Source organism: Mediterraneibacter sp. NSJ-151 (assembly GCF_022487435.1).
Lineage (GTDB): Bacteria > Bacillota > Clostridia > Lachnospirales > Lachnospiraceae > Schaedlerella > Schaedlerella hominis.
The window spans coordinates 1-16,487 of record NZ_JAKVPP010000005.1 but is presented as its reverse complement, the minus strand read 5'-3'; the positions used below and the strand labels follow the sequence as shown (position 1 = coordinate 16,487).

At 34.0% G+C, this 16,487-nt stretch carries 18 protein-coding genes and 1 pseudogene; 13 read left to right on the top strand and 6 right to left on the bottom strand.

The window, feature by feature from the left end; translation table 11 throughout:
- Nucleotides 1-10: 10 nt before the first annotated feature.
- The 3 genes from LQE94_RS06210 to LQE94_RS06200 all read left to right on the top strand — a co-directional run bounded on the left by LQE94_RS06210 (nt 11) and on the right by LQE94_RS06200 (nt 2,283).
- The gene (locus LQE94_RS06210; RefSeq protein ID WP_240577263.1) at nt 11-673 is read left to right on the top strand and encodes a response regulator transcription factor; all 663 of its coding nucleotides are present in this window, start codon (nt 11-13) and stop codon (nt 671-673) included.
- Nucleotides 661-2,037, top strand: coding sequence for a sensor histidine kinase (locus LQE94_RS06205; RefSeq protein WP_117835027.1), 1,377 nt, complete (start codon nt 661-663; stop codon nt 2,035-2,037). The genes LQE94_RS06210 and LQE94_RS06205 overlap by 13 nt, the downstream gene beginning before the upstream one ends.
- Before the next feature lie 99 nt (nt 2,038-2,136).
- On the top strand, nt 2,137-2,283 hold the full coding sequence (locus tag LQE94_RS06200) for a tyrosine-type recombinase/integrase (RefSeq protein WP_330638895.1): 147 nt from the start codon (nt 2,137-2,139) through the stop codon (nt 2,281-2,283).
- 124 nt (nt 2,284-2,407) lie between these two features.
- Here LQE94_RS06200 and LQE94_RS06195 read toward each other — a convergent pair.
- From LQE94_RS06195 to LQE94_RS06180, 4 genes and pseudogenes are all read right to left on the bottom strand, one after another.
- Nucleotides 2,408-3,046, bottom strand: a pseudogene (locus LQE94_RS06195) (DUF1847 domain-containing protein).
- A gap of 418 nt (nt 3,047-3,464) precedes the next feature.
- Entirely contained in the window at nt 3,465-4,310 is an 846-nt protein-coding gene (locus tag LQE94_RS06190) for a MerR family transcriptional regulator (protein WP_240577262.1), read from the bottom strand.
- Between the two features lie 150 nt (nt 4,311-4,460).
- Nucleotides 4,461-4,661 carry a helix-turn-helix transcriptional regulator gene (locus LQE94_RS06185; RefSeq protein ID WP_004611564.1) on the bottom strand — a complete coding sequence of 67 codons (201 nt, stop codon included), beginning with the start codon at nt 4,659-4,661 and terminating at the stop codon, nt 4,461-4,463.
- Between the two features lie 99 nt (nt 4,662-4,760).
- Nucleotides 4,761-5,018 (bottom strand): S24 family peptidase, encoded by a 258-nt coding sequence (locus LQE94_RS06180; protein WP_240577261.1) that lies wholly within the window; start codon nt 5,016-5,018, stop codon nt 4,761-4,763.
- A gap of 175 nt (nt 5,019-5,193) precedes the next feature.
- Between LQE94_RS06180 and LQE94_RS06175 the strand changes: the two genes are divergently transcribed.
- Nucleotides 5,194-5,445 carry a hypothetical protein gene (locus LQE94_RS06175; RefSeq protein ID WP_442920071.1) on the top strand — a complete coding sequence of 84 codons (252 nt, stop codon included), beginning with the start codon at nt 5,194-5,196 and terminating at the stop codon, nt 5,443-5,445.
- A 235-nt stretch (nt 5,446-5,680) separates the two neighbouring features.
- On the top strand, nt 5,681-5,884 hold the full coding sequence (locus LQE94_RS06170) for a hypothetical protein (RefSeq protein WP_240577330.1): 204 nt from the start codon (nt 5,681-5,683) through the stop codon (nt 5,882-5,884).
- A gap of 168 nt (nt 5,885-6,052) precedes the next feature.
- On the opposite strand, the gene LQE94_RS06165 is transcribed toward LQE94_RS06170, so the two are convergent.
- Nucleotides 6,053-6,517, bottom strand: coding sequence for a RidA family protein (locus LQE94_RS06165; protein WP_118737190.1), 465 nt, complete (start codon nt 6,515-6,517; stop codon nt 6,053-6,055).
- A 21-nt stretch (nt 6,518-6,538) separates the two neighbouring features.
- The gene (locus tag LQE94_RS06160) at nt 6,539-7,669 is read right to left on the bottom strand and encodes an alanine racemase (RefSeq protein WP_240577260.1); all 1,131 of its coding nucleotides are present in this window, start codon (nt 7,667-7,669) and stop codon (nt 6,539-6,541) included.
- A 313-nt stretch (nt 7,670-7,982) separates the two neighbouring features.
- Between LQE94_RS06160 and LQE94_RS06155 the strand changes: the two genes are divergently transcribed.
- The 8 genes from LQE94_RS06155 (at nt 7,983) to LQE94_RS06120 (ending at nt 16,397) form a co-directional block, all read left to right on the top strand.
- Nucleotides 7,983-8,615, top strand: a complete 633-nt coding sequence (locus tag LQE94_RS06155) for a helix-turn-helix transcriptional regulator (protein ID WP_118737188.1) — start codon at nt 7,983-7,985, stop codon at nt 8,613-8,615.
- A gap of 1 nt (nt 8,616) precedes the next feature.
- Nucleotides 8,617-10,236, top strand: a complete 1,620-nt coding sequence (locus tag LQE94_RS06150) for an N-acyl-D-amino-acid deacylase family protein (RefSeq protein WP_240577259.1) — start codon at nt 8,617-8,619, stop codon at nt 10,234-10,236.
- A 38-nt stretch (nt 10,237-10,274) separates the two neighbouring features.
- Nucleotides 10,275-11,618 (top strand): ABC transporter substrate-binding protein, encoded by a 1,344-nt coding sequence (locus tag LQE94_RS06145; RefSeq protein ID WP_240577258.1) that lies wholly within the window; start codon nt 10,275-10,277, stop codon nt 11,616-11,618.
- A 63-nt stretch (nt 11,619-11,681) separates the two neighbouring features.
- A complete protein-coding gene (locus tag LQE94_RS06140) occupies nt 11,682-12,575 on the top strand; it encodes a carbohydrate ABC transporter permease (RefSeq protein ID WP_240577257.1) in 894 nt (297 codons plus the stop codon).
- A complete protein-coding gene (locus LQE94_RS06135; protein ID WP_118737185.1) occupies nt 12,572-13,393 on the top strand; it encodes a carbohydrate ABC transporter permease in 822 nt (273 codons plus the stop codon). Before LQE94_RS06140 ends, LQE94_RS06135 begins: the two co-directional genes overlap by 4 nt.
- Nucleotides 13,394-13,412: 19 nt before the next feature.
- Complete coding sequence (locus LQE94_RS06130; protein WP_118737184.1) at nt 13,413-15,443, top strand: alpha-amylase family protein; 2,031 nt, start codon at nt 13,413-13,415, stop codon at nt 15,441-15,443.
- Nucleotides 15,444-15,982: 539 nt separating this feature from the next.
- A complete protein-coding gene (locus LQE94_RS06125) occupies nt 15,983-16,168 on the top strand; it encodes a DUF6440 family protein (RefSeq protein ID WP_005341211.1) in 186 nt (61 codons plus the stop codon).
- Between the two features lie 25 nt (nt 16,169-16,193).
- On the top strand, nt 16,194-16,397 hold the full coding sequence (locus LQE94_RS06120) for a hypothetical protein (RefSeq protein WP_240577256.1): 204 nt from the start codon (nt 16,194-16,196) through the stop codon (nt 16,395-16,397).
- Nucleotides 16,398-16,487 lie beyond the last annotated feature (90 nt).

Here is a 16,487-nt window from a genome sequence, read left to right as displayed (position 1 = left end):
GAGGGAAACTATGGCAAAAATACTGGCAGTTGATGATGAACCGGCAATTCTGGAAATGATAGAAAGCATTTTGAATAAGGATGGACATCTGGTTACCAAAGTAAGTAATCCGCTGAAACTTAATATGGAAGAATTACATCGTTATGACCTGATTTTACTTGACATTATGATGCCTGGAATGGACGGCTTTGAATTATGCAAAAGAATCAGGGCACTTGTGGATTGTCCGATTTTGTTTCTTACCGCAAAAACGGAGGAAAACAGTCTGGTAAACGGACTTTCTTTAGGAGCAGATGATTATATTTCAAAGCCATTTGGAGTGATGGAACTTCGGGCAAGGATCAATGCACATCTTAGAAGAGAGCACAGGGAACATTCTGTCCGGATGGTTTTGGGGAGGGTCTGTATTCAAATATCTCAAAAGAAACTATTGGTTGATAATAAGGAACTTCCTCTTACGAAAGCAGAGTACGAAATTTGTGAATTCCTGGCTAAAAACAGGGGACAGGTTTTCTCGAAAGAACAGATTTTAGAAGAGGTCTTTGGTTTTGACAGTGAGAGTAATGACAGTACCATTATCACGCATATCAAAAATATAAGAGCAAAATTTGCGGATTATGATTATACACCGATAAAAACAGTCTGGGGGATTGGATATAAATGGGAAGAGTAAAGAGAAGCAATGCACTCAGCTGGATTTTTATGAGATATGTACTGGTCATGCTTGGATCATTAGTAGGTTTGGTGATTGTTGCTTGGCTGCTGCTGTACCTTTTGATTAGTGTGGGCTGTATCTATCCGGCGAATTATGCAGAGCAAAAGATTAATGAAGCATATGATACGATTTTACGTGCGGATAAAGTAACTGCTGAGATGATTCCTGCACTTTGTGATTATGTAATCTTTTCAGAGAATGGAGAGAAAATAGGTGGAGATCTGTCAGAACAATACGAACAGATAGCATGGAATGTTGCAAAGTACGGAAACGCATCCGGGAAATATTTTTATAAAGTAATTTCAAGGGAAAATGAATATGTTGTTTTGCAATATCGCCTGACACCTCAATATCATTCAGCTTTTTTGAGGGAGCATTTTATAGGACCACAGAATGTGATGAGTATTATGTCAGTGATTGGAGCGGTAGCGATTATCATCATTCCGTCCATACGTTTTGGAAAAAGAATCAAAAAGCAGATGCAGCCTGTATTAGACGCAATCAGACAAATAAAGGATCAAAATCTGGAATATGAGACATCCTGTTCCGGTATCAAAGAGTTTGATGACTGTTTATCGGCAATCGATGATATGCGAGATGCATTGCGAGAATCTTTAGAAAAGCAGTGGAAAACAGAGCAGGAAAAGAAACAACAGATGTCTGCTTTGGCGCATGATATTAAAACACCTCTTACGATTGTACGGGGAAATGCAGAACTACTTTCAGAGACTGAACTGACCACAGAACAGAAGAATAATATCACTTATGTTTTGAACGGCACAACACAGATACAAAGTTATGTAAAACAGTTGATAGATGTCACAAAATCATGGAATTGCAGTGATGTTACCTATACAACGGTAAGGTTAGAAGATTTTTTCGCAGATATAAAGGAACAGGCACTCGGACTGGTAGAAATCTATCACCAGAAAATAGATTGGAAGGCGGGACAAAGTGATAAAAAGGTAACGATTGCTTATGATCCAATGTTCCGGGCCGTAATGAATATGATTCAGAATGCAGTGGAGCATACAAAAGAAAATGGAATCATTTATATTGACGCAAAGGAGCAGGATGGCCGGCTGACATTCATTGTGGAGGATAGCGGATCAGGATTTACAAAAGAAGCATTATTGCATGGCACAGAGCAGTTTTTTATGGATGACACAAGTAGAAATGGCGAAGCCCATTATGGGATGGGACTATTTTTTGCAAAAACTGTGGCTGAAAAATATGGTGGAGGTATTAAACTTTCAAATTCTGAAAATACAGGTGGGGCGAGGGTAGAAATATTTTTCCTGAGTAGTCAAGAAACAAGCTAAATAGACCGCAATTAAGCTATGTAAAAGAAATTTTACATGCTTTTACCTAATATGTAAAAGCCTTTTGATAGACATTACTACTACGTTTGCTGTAATCTCATGGAAGAAGGAAGCATAAATATAAAGGTCATTCAAGACGCACTCGGACATTCAGATATTTCAACTACACTGAACATCTATGCTGATGTTACAAAAGAAATGAAAGCGGAAGAGTTCAAAGGATTGGATAGCTACTTCAAAGTATAATATTGGACTTCACATACAGAAAGAGAACATACAGAGTGTTGTGTGTTCTTTTTTTCGTTGGATAAAAAGAGAAATGCTTGAATGGGATATCTTTATGTATCTTTAAACGCCCAAATTAGAAATATTACTCTTCTTCACTCTTCTTCAACTTCGAATAATAACTATCCGCAGTATAAAGCGCAGCCACCGGATTATGCCCCAATACACGGTCTTTCGTCACTGCTGTCGTAGTCAGTGCCTCGGAATATTTGTAAAACAGACTGTCATGCCCCACACAAAGTCCGACCACAACATTCAGGTCCGTCTTCGCCTTGTTCAGAAGCTTTGCCTGCAGGATCGGATTACACATATTCACACCGACACCTTCGCATCATTCCGGGATGCCGACTGATGTCTTCTTCTGTGTTCCGGCTTTACAGCCGACACCATACACCTCAAAGCCATGTCTGCGCAGGATATCTGCCAGGATACGGCTTTCTTTCAACAATCCGACACAGGTTGCAATCCCGATCTTTTTCGCATTAATCTTCTTTGCAAAATCCATGATTTCTTCGACACGGGTATGTTTGCAGTAATTCTCATACTCTACTTCAGCTGCAGCGATTGTGACTTTGCGGTTCTCGTCTTCATTGTAGCATTCCATAGCTTCATTTAGAACTTCTTCATCCATGTGTGTTGTCAGACAGAAATCCGGATAGGTTTTATCCATTTTGTTGCAGTTTTTTACTGCGCAGTCGATGCAGGACATGTCTTCTTTTTTCATTTTTTCATTCTCCTTTTGTATACCTTGGTATCTACAGAGGCCTGCCACTGGCAGATTTTCTAGATTAAGCTTTACTTTGTAAAATATCCGCTATTTACTTCATAATAACAAATACTTATACTACAGACAATGGTTTTCCGTTTTTATTTTCTTATTTTTTGTAGTTCTTTTCTATGAGAAACGTTCCCCGATTCAGGGTTGATTTGTCATGAATTGTCGATTCTGATTTTTGAAAAATTATTGAAAATTATCTTTTTCAATACCTCAGCCGAATACCAGCTACATGGAAGCCAATAAACCATGCAACAGCGGTTCTTTTATTCGCCAGTATATGCAATTTCTATCTCATAGCCGCCGTTCTCATAGTAGGCGTGCGAAAATAGTATCTTATTGTTATTTCTGAAATATAAAATTTGAATCATAAAACTTCTTTCCCTCTCAAATCCATTTTTACCAAACCAACTACTAACAATCCAATAAAAATTGCCGTGTCCACAAATAACAGTACAACAACACTTTTTACCACTCCGAAAGTAAAAAGTATGGAGAAGATTTCCACTGAAAACACAATAAAACACATATAATTTGTCAAATACTCTGTTATAATTTCTCCATAATAATTGTTCATCTGCAATTTCGCATAGATAAAAGGTTTTAATAAATAACGGATTATGATACATATAACAGGACAAATAAAAATCCAGTTTTTATTAACTAGGGATGTTGCCACTCCTTTACTCCATTGTACTGGAATTTCTGTCGGCAACTTAGAATAAGACAAAGCCCCAATAATCAAGCATAGTGCGGTAATCATAGTCCAGGTAAGCATACTTCCCCATATATACAAAAAGCTGACGGAATCCAGTTTGAAAACAGTTCGATTATCTTTCCAATAGTCATGCAAATCTGTTACATATTGTTCTACCTGTAATTTTTCATAACTAATACTTTCTTCATCCAGCATTTTTTCGCACATGAGTTTCGCCTTAGTCAAATCAGTAATCTGATTTTTTAATACTTCCTTTTGCTTCTCAAGCATTTCCTGCAATGTTACTTTTTCGGATATAATACTTCGTATATCTTCAATAGAAATTCCCAATGTACGTAGATATGCAATCTTCTTTATATTTTCCACATCATTTTCAGAATAATCTCTATAACCATTACTTTCATTTCTCGAAGGCTCAATAAGTTTTTCCTTTTCATAAAAACGGATATTAGAACGGGATAAACCTGTTCGCTCTTCTACGTCTTTTATAGTCATATTATGCCCTCCTTTCGAGCAACTCTATTTTACTTAATAATAAGCTATAAACAAGGTTTACAGTCAAGCATTTATCAAAAAAACTATAGTTGTTGATAAGGACATGAAAAGCTGTCCAAAATAGAAAGTGAACCGGATTGCTGCTCCGACTCAATCTTCCACGTGGAATACATCTTCCACCAGCATATTAAAGTATTTTGATATCCGCAGCATAAATTCGGCAGATGGGGTGCTGTCCCCACGTTCTATCCTGCCAACAGTTTTGGTGCTGTATCCGATAGCAGCGGCAAGGTCATCCTGGTAAATGCCACGCTGTTCCCGGATTTCTCTGATATTATTGGTAACCGCCATAAAAATCCCTTTTTTTCAGTTCTATAGATATTTTCTTATTGTCAATTATGCAAAATAATGTGTCCAATAAAAAGGACTTGCAATTTTATCGGCAATGCTTTATCGGCAATGTCCTGTAATAGCAGAAGCATCAGATTTTCCAAGAACTTTTCCAAATATGTCTAAGCGGTCATTTTCACTAACCTTGATAGGTGCATACTTTTCATTAAGAGAGATAAGGAAAATTCCGTCTTTATCGTTTTGTAATTTCTTAATATAGGCTTCTCCGTTAAGAGCGAAGATGCCGATTTCTCCATTAGCAACAGATTCCTGTTGTAATACCCATGCAATCTGACCATCGTGGAATTCAGGTTCCATACTGTCACCACTAATACGGACACCGAAAGTAATCAGATAAGAATGTATCGAACACAAATCCCGATTGTCGTGAAAGCTGCTGAAACTTCTTCCAAAGGCAAAAGCATTTATGCTTATGAGCCAAACAGCACAGTGTCTAAGGCATGCGCTGAATTTACAAAGGAGGTGTTAGCTGATGGCAGGAAGAAAGAGCGACTTCACTCTCACGAAGTTCGATGATTTATTTACCACGCAGGCACAGAGAGATGAAGAACAGCTTTCAAAAATCCGAGATATTCCGTTAGAGCTGATTGATGATTTTCCAGACCACCCGTTTAAGGTCAGGGACGATGAAGATATGATGCAGCTTGTGGAGATTTTTATCTTAGGATTTACAATAGGGTTATTAAGGATATTAAAGTGCTGTTTAAGTTGGGGGCATGTGTAGATCATATACCGATTTATAAAGCAATGTGCTAGGCTTTTGCAAATTCGGGTTATATTAGAATGGGAAAAATCCAGATGCGTTTAGAGATAAAACGGGGTACGGAATAAGTGGATTATGAAAATATTTAACTTGATTAATATAGGTGGAACATGCTGGAAGTACAAAAATATTAAAAGCAACCAATCCTAGGTACAAACTGGTTAGAACAGTGGTGGATAGGCTTGGAAGATATTGGTTGATTTATAAACAGCAGCCAGATTTGGTTATTATGGGTATTGGGATACTGATACGATTTATCGCGAAGAGATTGCAAATACCGGTATGGATTGCAACAAAGGACGATATTTTGCTGGGCTTACTAATATGTGAAATGCTGGAGTCAATAGAGTTATTTTGTGATTTGGATAATAAGATGCCGGGGACGATAAAGTTTGAATAAAAATATTATTCAGAGGTGCACTTTACTATCCTCGCAAGGGCAAAGTTGAGTAGTCTGAAAATTTCAGGAGTTGCTAATATGCTATAGAGGTGTAATCCCCCTCTCTTTGAAAACAGTAGTGGTATAGGAGAGGGGGAACAATTGGGGTTTTATCTTTTTTGATTAAATTTATTTCAATTCAACAATTAGTTCTATTTCACATGCGATTCCGCCAGGAAGTGAATTCGTACCAATTGCAGAGCGTGCAGGACAACCCATTTCTTCGCCGAAAATGTCGATGAGTAAATTGGACGCTCCATTTACAACTAATGGCTGTTCTGTGAAACTGTCTGTGCTGTTCACAAAAGCAAGTAATTTTACAAAGCTTTTAATTTTATTTAAGTCTCCAATTTTAGCATGTAGATTTGCTAGTAAATTTAACATACAATTATATGCTGCTTTTTGCCCGTCTTCTATGGAAAGACTATCTCCGAGTTTTCCAATAATAGTATTTCCATTGCCTAAATCGGGGCCGCAACCTGAACAATATAAAAAGTTATCACCAAATTCCTTGACAGGAGTATACACGCCACCTTTTGGTGGTGGAGATGGTAATAAAATGCCTTTTGATTCTAAAACATGATAGATATTCATATATTTGCCTCCTTGATTTGATTAGTAAAGTAAGAATCTATTTCTTGCAGTAACTGGCCATTGTGCAACAATATGCTTATTATCTATAACAATTGCATGATTATACAATGCACTTGTAGGACATATATGGGTTGGTAAAAGAAACAATTCCTTACCAATTGGTGGGCGTTCTTTTTCATATCCTTTTTTCATACGAAAAGTCCAATGTTCTTCGCTTTGAAAACACTCTTCGTAATTATCCACGCCTAATAAAAAAGCTTTAGGACCAGGTGGATCAGAGGCAATTGACTTGTATCCGCAATCAATTGTGAATAAGGCGTCATTAGGATGGCTAACAACTCTTGTCAGAATAGCTGCTCCTGGGGAAAAAGGCAAATCGGGATATTTTTTCTGATATCCGTAATCATATATAAAAACAGTGCCAGGTGAAAAATAAGTAGTATAATGTACGTCATTTTTCCATTCATCAACAAGATAAGGAAAAGATGGTGATCCTCCGATAATTATATTGGCATAATGGGGATTTTTGATAATTATACAATCAAGTATTTTTTTTAGTTTTTTACTCATTTCATGTATTTTCTTTTTACGAATGATAGGATCTGAATCTGTTTGGTGTCCATCATAACAATGAAAACCAACAATAGAGATCCCTGGTATTTCTTTGCATTTTTCAATGAATTTTTCCAAATTTTCTAATGGCACTCCTGTTCTATTCATACCGAGATTTACGTCTATAAAAAGATCGGTATGAACAGGACAGTCTTTTTGTAAATTACTGAGCAAATAAATAGACTCTATATTGTCTCCGATGGCATAAAAATGTGTTTGTGGAAAAGCAATCCTTAAATTGAGAAAACGTTTTATATTAGGGCCAATGATAGGATAAGCAAGTAATACATCTGTAGCACCACAAGTGGCGGCGATTTCGGCTTCTGATATAGTAGCACATTTAAAGCGTGTAATACCATTACTTATAGAAAGCCTAATAACATTTGGCATTTTATGGCTTTTAATATGTGGCCATAATGAATTTTTACTTTTAGTAATTGAGATTGCTGTATCAATGTTTTGTTGTATTATATTGCGATAATATAATAAGGATGGTGAGGGAGTGTTTTTGATTTCTTCAAAGTTGTAAAAATTAAACATGTTCATTTAACTCCTTTGTGTATGTAAGTATGTAAATCAACAAAAAGTGTAAATATAATAAACAAATTGTTGATAGGTAAAGTATTACACTTTTGGTTGTAATAGTCAATATAATCTGTATATAATTTGTAAAATAGTCAAAATAAACAAATAAAATGCGAAAATATTGTATGAAATATGAAAAAAAATAAAATAATAAATCAAAATATTGACTATTTGTTGAAAAGAAGATAGAATCATATTGAACAAATTGTTGAGATGGATGTGTTGTTTAACTACATGCAATTACTTTTGTACAAGGGTGGTGAAATTAATGAGTTATGTGAGTGATAATTTTAAAGTTCTGTGTGATATATGCGAATGTATTGCGAGACAGTTCGGTGAAGATTGTGAAGTTGTATTGCATGATCTTACAAAACCTTACGAGAATACAGTTGTGGCTATTTGGAATGGACATGTGACAGGAAGAAAGGTGGGTGATGGTGGAACAGATGCTGGGTTGGCAATTTTGAGAGGAACGGCTAACCCTAAAGATGAATATTGTTATATCAATACGGCGCCAAATGGTCATATATTAAAATCGACTAGTAAATATTTTGTTGATGAAAACGGAAAAGTTGTCGGAAGTTTGTGTATTAATTATGATATTACTAATTTAATGAAAGGACAAATTGCAATTGAAAAATTTACTTCTAAAAATGAATCGAGGGATGAAATTTTTACAGGAAATGTAGACGAAATTTTAGAAATTCTTATGGAAAAAGCAGTAGAAAGTACGGGTAAGACAATAGATGTTTTAGATAAGGAAGATAAAGTGGAAATTGTAAAATATTTGGATGAGAAAGGAGCGTTTTTAATAAAAAAATCGGCAGAGCGAGTTGCTGAATATTTAGATATATCCAGATTTACAGTTTATAATTATCTGAATGAAACTAAGGAGGAATAAAATGTCATATGTTCTTATTAAAAATGGATATATATATGATGGATTAGGAAATCCACCATTTGTAGGTTCGCTCCTTTTGGAAGATGAAAATATAAAAGAAATATTTATTGGCAAAGAAGTATATAAATTAAAAAATTTAGAAAATACATCAATAATTGACGCAGAAGGATACATAATAACTCCTGGTTTTATAGATATTCACAGACATTGTGATATTCAACCTTTTTATGGAACGGAATTTGGTACTACATTGCTTTCACAAGGGATTACAACAGTAGTAGCTGGTAATTGCGGGTTCTCAATGGTTCCTATACCATTAGATGAAGAGCTATCAAAGGAAATATATGATTTTTCTGAACCTGTTTTAGGAAAACCTTTTAGAGAAATAAAAACAATAAGTGACTATTTTAGTAAACTTGGAAATATAAATTTGCCGGTTAATTTTGCTACTATGATTGGTTGTGGCACGATAAAATCGTCAATTAAAGGATTTTCTAATACGCCGTTTAATTCTGAGGAAATCAAAAAAGCTGTTTCTTATATCGAACAAGCAGTTGAAATGGGAGTAGTTGGAGTATCAGCTGGAATAATGTATATACCAGAATGTTATAATTTTAAGGAAGACTATATTCGTATGTTGCAACCGTTAAAAAAACATAATATTCCTTGGTGTGTTCACATTCGTGGAGAAGGGAACTCGCTGGTAAGTAGTATTACAGAGGTGATTGATATTGCTGAAAAAGTTAGATGTCCTGTCGAAATAAGTCACTTTAAATCTTGTGGTAAAAACAATTGGAATCGAGAAATTTTTAAGGCAATAGATTGTATTGAATTAGCACGAAAAAATGGAATAGAAGTAGCATGTGATTTTTATCCCTATACGGGAGGATCCACATCTTTGGTTACGATGATTCCTCCACAATTGATAAAAGGTGATATTAAAAAAATATTAAACAGTTTTGAAACAGGAGAAGGAATACAGAATTTTAGGGATTCGCTGAAATATACTTATGCAGACTGGGATAATTATGCGCTATCGCTGGGATGGGATAGAATTCTAATTACAGGGGTAAATCATGAGAAAAATATTAAGTACATAGGAAAAACAGTTGCAGATTCAGTGATAAATTATAATTTTTCTGATGCTGCTGAATTTGTTGGATATCTGTTAAATGATGAAGAAGGAAAAGTGTCTATTGTAAATATGAGTATGTGCCAAGAGGATGTTGATGTTGTGGCAAAGTTACCGTATTCTTGTGTTATTTCAGATGCAATTTATGCAGAGACTAATATGCCGCATCCAAGAATGTATGGCGCTTTTCCTAAAATTATTCGCGAATATGTAAATGAAAGAAAAATTTACAGTTTGGAAACAGCAGTGAAAAAAATGACTTCAATGCCTGCGGAAAGAGTAGGAATAACAGGAAGGGGAGCTATTAAAGTAGGGTATTATGCAGATATAAACATTTTTAAACTTGATGAATTTAAAGATAATGCAACATATGAAAATCCCAAACAACTTGCTACAGGGTTGGATAAATGCTTTGTAAATGGGAAAATTGCATGGAGTAAAAATAAAGTTGTCAATGATTCATGTGGAAAAAAAATATGTAAAAATTAATATTTTATTAGTTATAAGTATAGAAAGGAAATATGATTATGAAGAAAAATAAGGTTATTAGTTGCATATTGTTTTTGGTACTTTGTATGACAATGTTATTTTCGGGATGTGGAACAAAAGAAGAGTCCAATGAGAAAAAAGAAAATTCAGAAACTAGAAGTTATGATGTTGAGAATATGAAATTTGATAATGTAAAAATTCATGTTATGACAAGAATTACAAATGAAGGATCACAAAAATATTTTGCAGATAAAATTGATGAGTTTAATAATCTTGATAATGGAATCACTGTAGAACTTGAAAATATTACCACGGAGGAAGATTATTTAAATAAATTAAGAACAGGATATTCAGGTGGAGATACACCTAATGTATTTACAGAATATGGTGGTGCACGTGTTAAGGATTATATTGCAGCAAACGGGGTTTTGGATTGGACACCATATTTGGAGGCAGACAAAGAATATTACGATAGTTTTTATGATTCTGTATTTGAAAGCGCACAATACGATGAATATGAGGGAATTTGGGGAATCCCTTATATGCAATATATTATTTGTTTATTCTATAATGAAGATATTTTTAATGCAAATAATATCGAACCTCCAAAAACGTGGGATGAATTGCAAGTTGTTTGTGAAAAATTAAAAGCTGCAGGCATTAAACCATTCCAGGTAGGAGAAAAATCCAATTTTAGATTTGGACATTTATCAAATTGTATTCTTTACAACACTTATGGAGTTGATGCAGCAGACAAATTAGCGGATGGTTCTATGAAATATGATGGAAAAGAAATGATGGACGTCTATACTAAAATTTCTGATATGAACGAAAAAGGATATTTTGGTGATGATATTTTATCTACAGATTATGCATTGGAAAAATCTACTTTTACATCAGGTGGTAGTGCAATGATTTGGGGACTTAACTCAGATGTAATGGGAACTTTAGCTGCTTCTGATGTTGGATTTAAAGTTGGTGTAACTGCAATGCCTTATGGAAATGAATCTTTTAAATCAGAGACACAAGGCGGGGTTAATAATGTTTGGCATGTTTCTACTATGAATAAGAGTCAGGAAGAGATTGATGCATCGGTATATTGGGTTAAATGGATGACATCTGATCAAAGTTTATCAGATTATACAAAAGTAATTCCAAACATTTTTGGACGAGAGTTTGACTTAGATACAGACGATCCGCTTATGAAGGAAGTATTAGATATTTATGGAACAATGACAAAAATGAAATCCGATGTACAATCATATGATGATAGAACATATTTATTGGATACGGTCAGAAATGCTCTCCAGGGAATTGCTCTTGGTAATTCACCAGAACAATGTGCAGATGAAATTATAACTCAGATTAAATCAAATGAGTAATTTACAATAAAAACAAGGGTGGCCATTAGACTGCCCTTGTTTTATAAAAAAGGATGTGAATTTATGAAAAAGAAAAAGAGGGATATAATTGTTTCAATAATGTTTTTGACTCCTGCTTTAATCTTGCTGTTTTGCTTAATCATTTATCCGGTCATTAATACGGTGAATTTATCATTTAGAAGTTGGAATGGTGTTTATGGAATGCCAAAAGTTTTTGTTGGGTTAAAAAACTTCCGAGATGTAGTGACAAATGCGAACTTTTGGAAATCTCTCTTACACAGTATGTATTTTTTGATAGGGGGCTTTTTCATTTTAATGCCATTATCTTTTGTCTTAGCCTTAATAGTTACCTCTAAATTGAAGTGGAAAAAACTCTTCAAAACAGCTTATTTTATGCCTATTATGCTTTCCTCGACAGCTGTTGCATTGATATGGGTTTATATGCTTAATCCACAATATGGTGCAATTAACAAAATTTTAGAGATAATCGGATGTGGAAGTTTAGCAAAGGATTGGTTGGCAACTCCAAATGTAAATGTATGGAGCGCTGTTTTAGTAAATGAATGGATGTATGCAGGGTACAATATGCTTATCTTTGCGGCGGGGCTGGTTTCTATTCCATCAGATCTGTATGAAGCGGCAGTGATTGATGGGTGTACAAGCTGGAAAAAATTAAGATACGTTACACTGCCACTTATGAAAAATTCATTTAAAATCTTTTCTATATTGTGTGTTACCGGTTGCTTAAAAACCTTTGATTTGATATGGGCAATGACAAAAGGCGGACCAAATAGATCTTCAGAAATGCCAGCAACCTTAATATATAATGAAGCTTTTTCTTTTAGACAATTTGGTCGAAGTAGCGCGATTGGAGTAGTCCTTTTAATTATAGGACTGCTATTAAGTGTATTAATGAATTATATTTTTAGAGATAAAGATAAGGTGGTGAAACAATGAAGAAAAAAATAGGAAAATTCCTTTCTTATATTTTTGCGTTTAGTGCATTAATTATCACTATTTTCCCGTTAATAATAACGATATTTTGTTCATTTAAGGATAATGAAGGAATTACATTAAGTATGTTTTCATTTCCAAAAGTATTCCACTTTGAAAATTACGTTGCAGCAATTGAAAGAGCAGGTATTTTAAGAGCAGTTTTTAATTCTATATTATTAGCTGTTTCAACAACCATTGTTGTGGAAGTTGTTGGTATGATGGCAGCATACATTCTGTCTAGAAAAAACTTTAAGATTCTTTCTGTCATTAAAGTATTGTTTTTATTTGGTGTAATGGTTCCTATTCATTGTACAATCATTCCTATTAATAATTTAGCTACTGCCTTAAATGCAAAAAATCAATATTACTTTTTATTGTTTGTATATTCAGCGTTTCAATTAGCACAAGCCGTTTTTTTGTTTACGGGATATTTACAAGGGGTAAGTAGAGATTTGGACGAAGCTGCTATTATAGATGGGGCAAATGATTGGATTTTACTTTTTAAAATATTAATTCCGATTTCAAAACCAATAATGTCAACAGTAGCTGTTTTGAGTTTTGTTTATTGTTATGGAGAGTTAATGTTTTCAATGACATTATTGACAGATGTGAAGAAATTTACAGTTTCAAGATCAATGTTAACATTTTCAGGAGAAGAGTTACAATTGGGACCTATTTTTGCGTGTATCGTTATAGCAGTGATTCCGATTATTACTTTCTATCTGATATTTCATGAGAAGGTTCAAGATGGTATGATGCAAGGTGCATTAAAAGGTTAAGAAAATAAGGGGGTTTAAAATGGAAGAATTACGATTTAGACAAATTCATATGGATTTTCATACAAGTGAAAAAATTAATACTATATGTTCGGAGTTTGATGCAGATGATTTTGCAAGTACATTAGAAAGCGCACATGTTAATTCCGTTACCTGTTTTTCTAGGTGCCACCATGGTATGCTTTATTATAACTCAAAAAAATTCCCACAGTTAATTCATCCAGGACTCAAAAATAATAAAAATCTATTGGAAAGTCAAATAGACGCTTGTCATAAAAGAGGGATTAAGGTGCCAATATATACAACGGTACAATGGGATTATTACATGAGCATGAACCATCCTGAGTGGAATTGTATTAGTTCAGACGGTGCTTTTATATATCGATGCTTTGATGGGAAAACTCCGAAAGTATATTCACCGGGGTTTTATAGGACTTTATGCGTTAATACACCTTATAGACAATTTTTAAAAGATCAAATTGAAGACGTTATTAACGTTGTTGGAAAAAATAATGTAGATGGAATTTTTCTAGATATTGTTAAAGTGGTGGATTGTTCATGTGAATATTGTAAAAAAGGAATGTTAGAAAAAGGATATAATCCTGAATTGTATGAAGAAAGAATTAAATATGCTCAAGAGATGATTCATGATTTTAAAAAAGAAATGACGAAGTTTATTCATAACATAAAGCCTAACATTTCTGTATTTTACAATGGAAGTCATATAGGACCAAGAACAATGAAAGATAAAGAGTTTTATACACATTGGGAACTGGAATCATTGCCTAGTGGAAAATGGGGATATGCACATTTTGGAAATACTGTTCGATATGCAAGAACCAGTGGGATGGATTATTTGTCGCATACGGGAAAATTTCATACTTCATGGGGAGATTTCCACTCTATGAAAAACAAAGAAGCTCTAGAATATGAGTGTTTTCGTATGTTAGCTTATAATTCAAAATGTCTAATAGGTGATCAGCTGCATCCGGATGGACGTATTTCTCCAGAGGTTTATGATTTAATTGGGGACGTATATGCTCAGGTAGAAAAGAAGGAACCTTGGTGTACAAAGGCAACAGAAGTTGTTGAACTTGGAGTTTTAACCAGCGAATACTATAAGACAGATTCTGATTCATCTTTGAAAAAAATCCCTGATGAAATAACTGGAATCTGCGCGTTATTAGATGAGTTAGGGTATCAATTTAACATTATCGATGAAGATGAAGATTTTAGAAAATATAAAATTGTAATTCTACCAGATAATATTTTATGTAGTGATTTTCTGGCTGACAAAATTGATAATTATATTGCTGATGGGGGAAGGATTATTGCATCTTATCGCTCGGGACTAAATTATTCAGAAACAGAATTTGCTATAAAAAGGTTGGGGATTAGTCTTGTTGGAGATGCACCTTATAGTCCGGATTTTTTGGTTCCAACTTCTGAGTATGGAAAGAGATTATTTAAAACAGAATATGTGATGTATAACCAAGGAAAAGAGATTAAAATAAATGACGCCAAAGAAGTGGTGAAGACATATATCCCGTATTTTAATAGAACATGGGAACATTTTTGTTCTCATTTACACACTCCTTCGTCTCATAAATATGGATATCCAGGAATTACAGAATGTAAGGGAAACTATTATTTTATGCATCCAATATTTTCTATATATCAAGAAAAACACCCAAAATGGTGCAAAGAATTTTTGCGAGATGTCTTAGAGACGTTAATTCCTCAACCATTAATAAAACACGATGGTCCTAGCACCATGACTGTAACAGTTAATGAACAAAAAGAAAAGGGTCGTTATATAATACACATATTGCATTATATACCTAATAAAATTGCAGATGAAATATTAACTATCGAAGATGTCATTCCTTTATATAATATAAAATTAAGCGTTTGTTTACCACATGCTGTTAATGGTGTAACATTAGTGCCTGATAAAGAACAATTAGATTATGAAATATTTCAAAATAATGAAATATCTTTTACTGTACCTAAAATTTCTGGCCATTGTATGATAGAATTATCATACAAATAATAGTCTAAATAAAAGATTCTAGCGTACATAAATCAAATTCAAAAAGTAATGGAAACTATTTTGTTGGCGCATATATACTTATATTATTTATGACTTATAACAGAAATGGAATGACAGTAGTTATCGAATCTTACTTGTTGATTTCTTTGGAAAATGCTTTTGTGTCATTCTCCGAAGAATGTGGAAATATATCCAATTGTCAATTACTATACAATATAACTAAAAATGGAATCTTAAATTTAAGCAAAAAGGCAAAACAGGAAGAAATTATTCAGTTAGATTCTGTACATACAGTGACAAAGGTCAAAGTAAAGATTTTGAATGTGTGATGTACCGTTTTATCGAATAGACGGGACGTACTTCATTTGATAAAAACTAAAAAAACAGCGATTTACATCAATTGATGCAAAATTAAGTGCAAGCAAGAAAAAATCGCATAATTAGTGCAATGAGTGGGCAATTCCAATCGGAGTTGCCCATTTTTAAAACAAACAGAAATACAAATCGGTATTTAACGCTTGAAAAAAGGGGAAATAAACATGGCAAAGAAAGAAGAAAGATTTGAAGTTACATTCAGAGACGGAAGTTGGCTTAAAGATGAAGGAATTCGTCAAATCCTTGTAGATAAGAAGACTGGGGTTAATTACCTTTGTTGGAACTCCGGATTTGGAGCCAGTATTACACCTCTTCTGGATTCGGAAGGAAAAGTCATAGTCACAAAGTAAAATCGGGAATTAAAGGATAAAACTAATGAAAATCAAAAAGGTAATTATAGGAGTCACTATCGGAATAATCGCAGCAATACTTTGGAGCGTTGTTTTCATAAACTCATTAAATAGCATGGCTGGAATTGGAATCGGAATATGTCTGGGTATATCTTTTGGCATATCTGGCAGTCTTATTTTTTCAAAAAGAGATAAAGATAGAGAGTGTGAAACTTTTTCTGTAAAATAGTATTTAGAAGGTTCTTCTATGATAAAATAGAATCATAGGAGGGCCTTTTATTATGGCAAGACAAAAGAAACCTGTACACAGGGTACAAAT

Excerpts from the sequence above, each read along its gene's own strand:
- LQE94_RS06140 (WP_240577257.1), top strand. The coding sequence starts at position 11,682 with ATGAAAAAGAAAAAGAGGGATATAATTGTTTCAATAATGTTTTTGACT.
- LQE94_RS06160 (WP_240577260.1), bottom strand. The coding sequence starts at position 7,669 with ATGTTTAATTTTTACAACTTTGAAGAAATCAAAAACACTCCCTCACCA.
- LQE94_RS06135 (WP_118737185.1), top strand. The coding sequence starts at position 12,572 with ATGAAGAAAAAAATAGGAAAATTCCTTTCTTATATTTTTGCGTTTAGT.
- LQE94_RS06185 (WP_004611564.1), bottom strand. The coding sequence starts at position 4,661 with ATGGCGGTTACCAATAATATCAGAGAAATCCGGGAACAGCGTGGCATT.
- LQE94_RS06200 (WP_330638895.1), top strand. The coding sequence starts at position 2,137 with ATGGAAGAAGGAAGCATAAATATAAAGGTCATTCAAGACGCACTCGGA.
- LQE94_RS06125 (WP_005341211.1), top strand. The coding sequence starts at position 15,983 with ATGGCAAAGAAAGAAGAAAGATTTGAAGTTACATTCAGAGACGGAAGT.
- LQE94_RS06180 (WP_240577261.1), bottom strand. The coding sequence starts at position 5,018 with ATGGAACCTGAATTCCACGATGGTCAGATTGCATGGGTATTACAACAG.
- LQE94_RS06190 (WP_240577262.1), bottom strand. The coding sequence starts at position 4,310 with ATGACTATAAAAGACGTAGAAGAGCGAACAGGTTTATCCCGTTCTAAT.
- LQE94_RS06155 (WP_118737188.1), top strand. The coding sequence starts at position 7,983 with ATGAGTTATGTGAGTGATAATTTTAAAGTTCTGTGTGATATATGCGAA.
- LQE94_RS06175 (WP_442920071.1), top strand. The coding sequence starts at position 5,194 with ATGGCAGGAAGAAAGAGCGACTTCACTCTCACGAAGTTCGATGATTTA.
- LQE94_RS06210 (WP_240577263.1), top strand. The coding sequence starts at position 11 with ATGGCAAAAATACTGGCAGTTGATGATGAACCGGCAATTCTGGAAATG.
- LQE94_RS06165 (WP_118737190.1), bottom strand. The coding sequence starts at position 6,517 with ATGAATATCTATCATGTTTTAGAATCAAAAGGCATTTTATTACCATCT.
- LQE94_RS06205 (WP_117835027.1), top strand. The coding sequence starts at position 661 with ATGGGAAGAGTAAAGAGAAGCAATGCACTCAGCTGGATTTTTATGAGA.
- LQE94_RS06150 (WP_240577259.1), top strand. The coding sequence starts at position 8,617 with ATGTCATATGTTCTTATTAAAAATGGATATATATATGATGGATTAGGA.
- LQE94_RS06130 (WP_118737184.1), top strand. The coding sequence starts at position 13,413 with ATGGAAGAATTACGATTTAGACAAATTCATATGGATTTTCATACAAGT.
- LQE94_RS06145 (WP_240577258.1), top strand. The coding sequence starts at position 10,275 with ATGAAGAAAAATAAGGTTATTAGTTGCATATTGTTTTTGGTACTTTGT.
- LQE94_RS06120 (WP_240577256.1), top strand. The coding sequence starts at position 16,194 with ATGAAAATCAAAAAGGTAATTATAGGAGTCACTATCGGAATAATCGCA.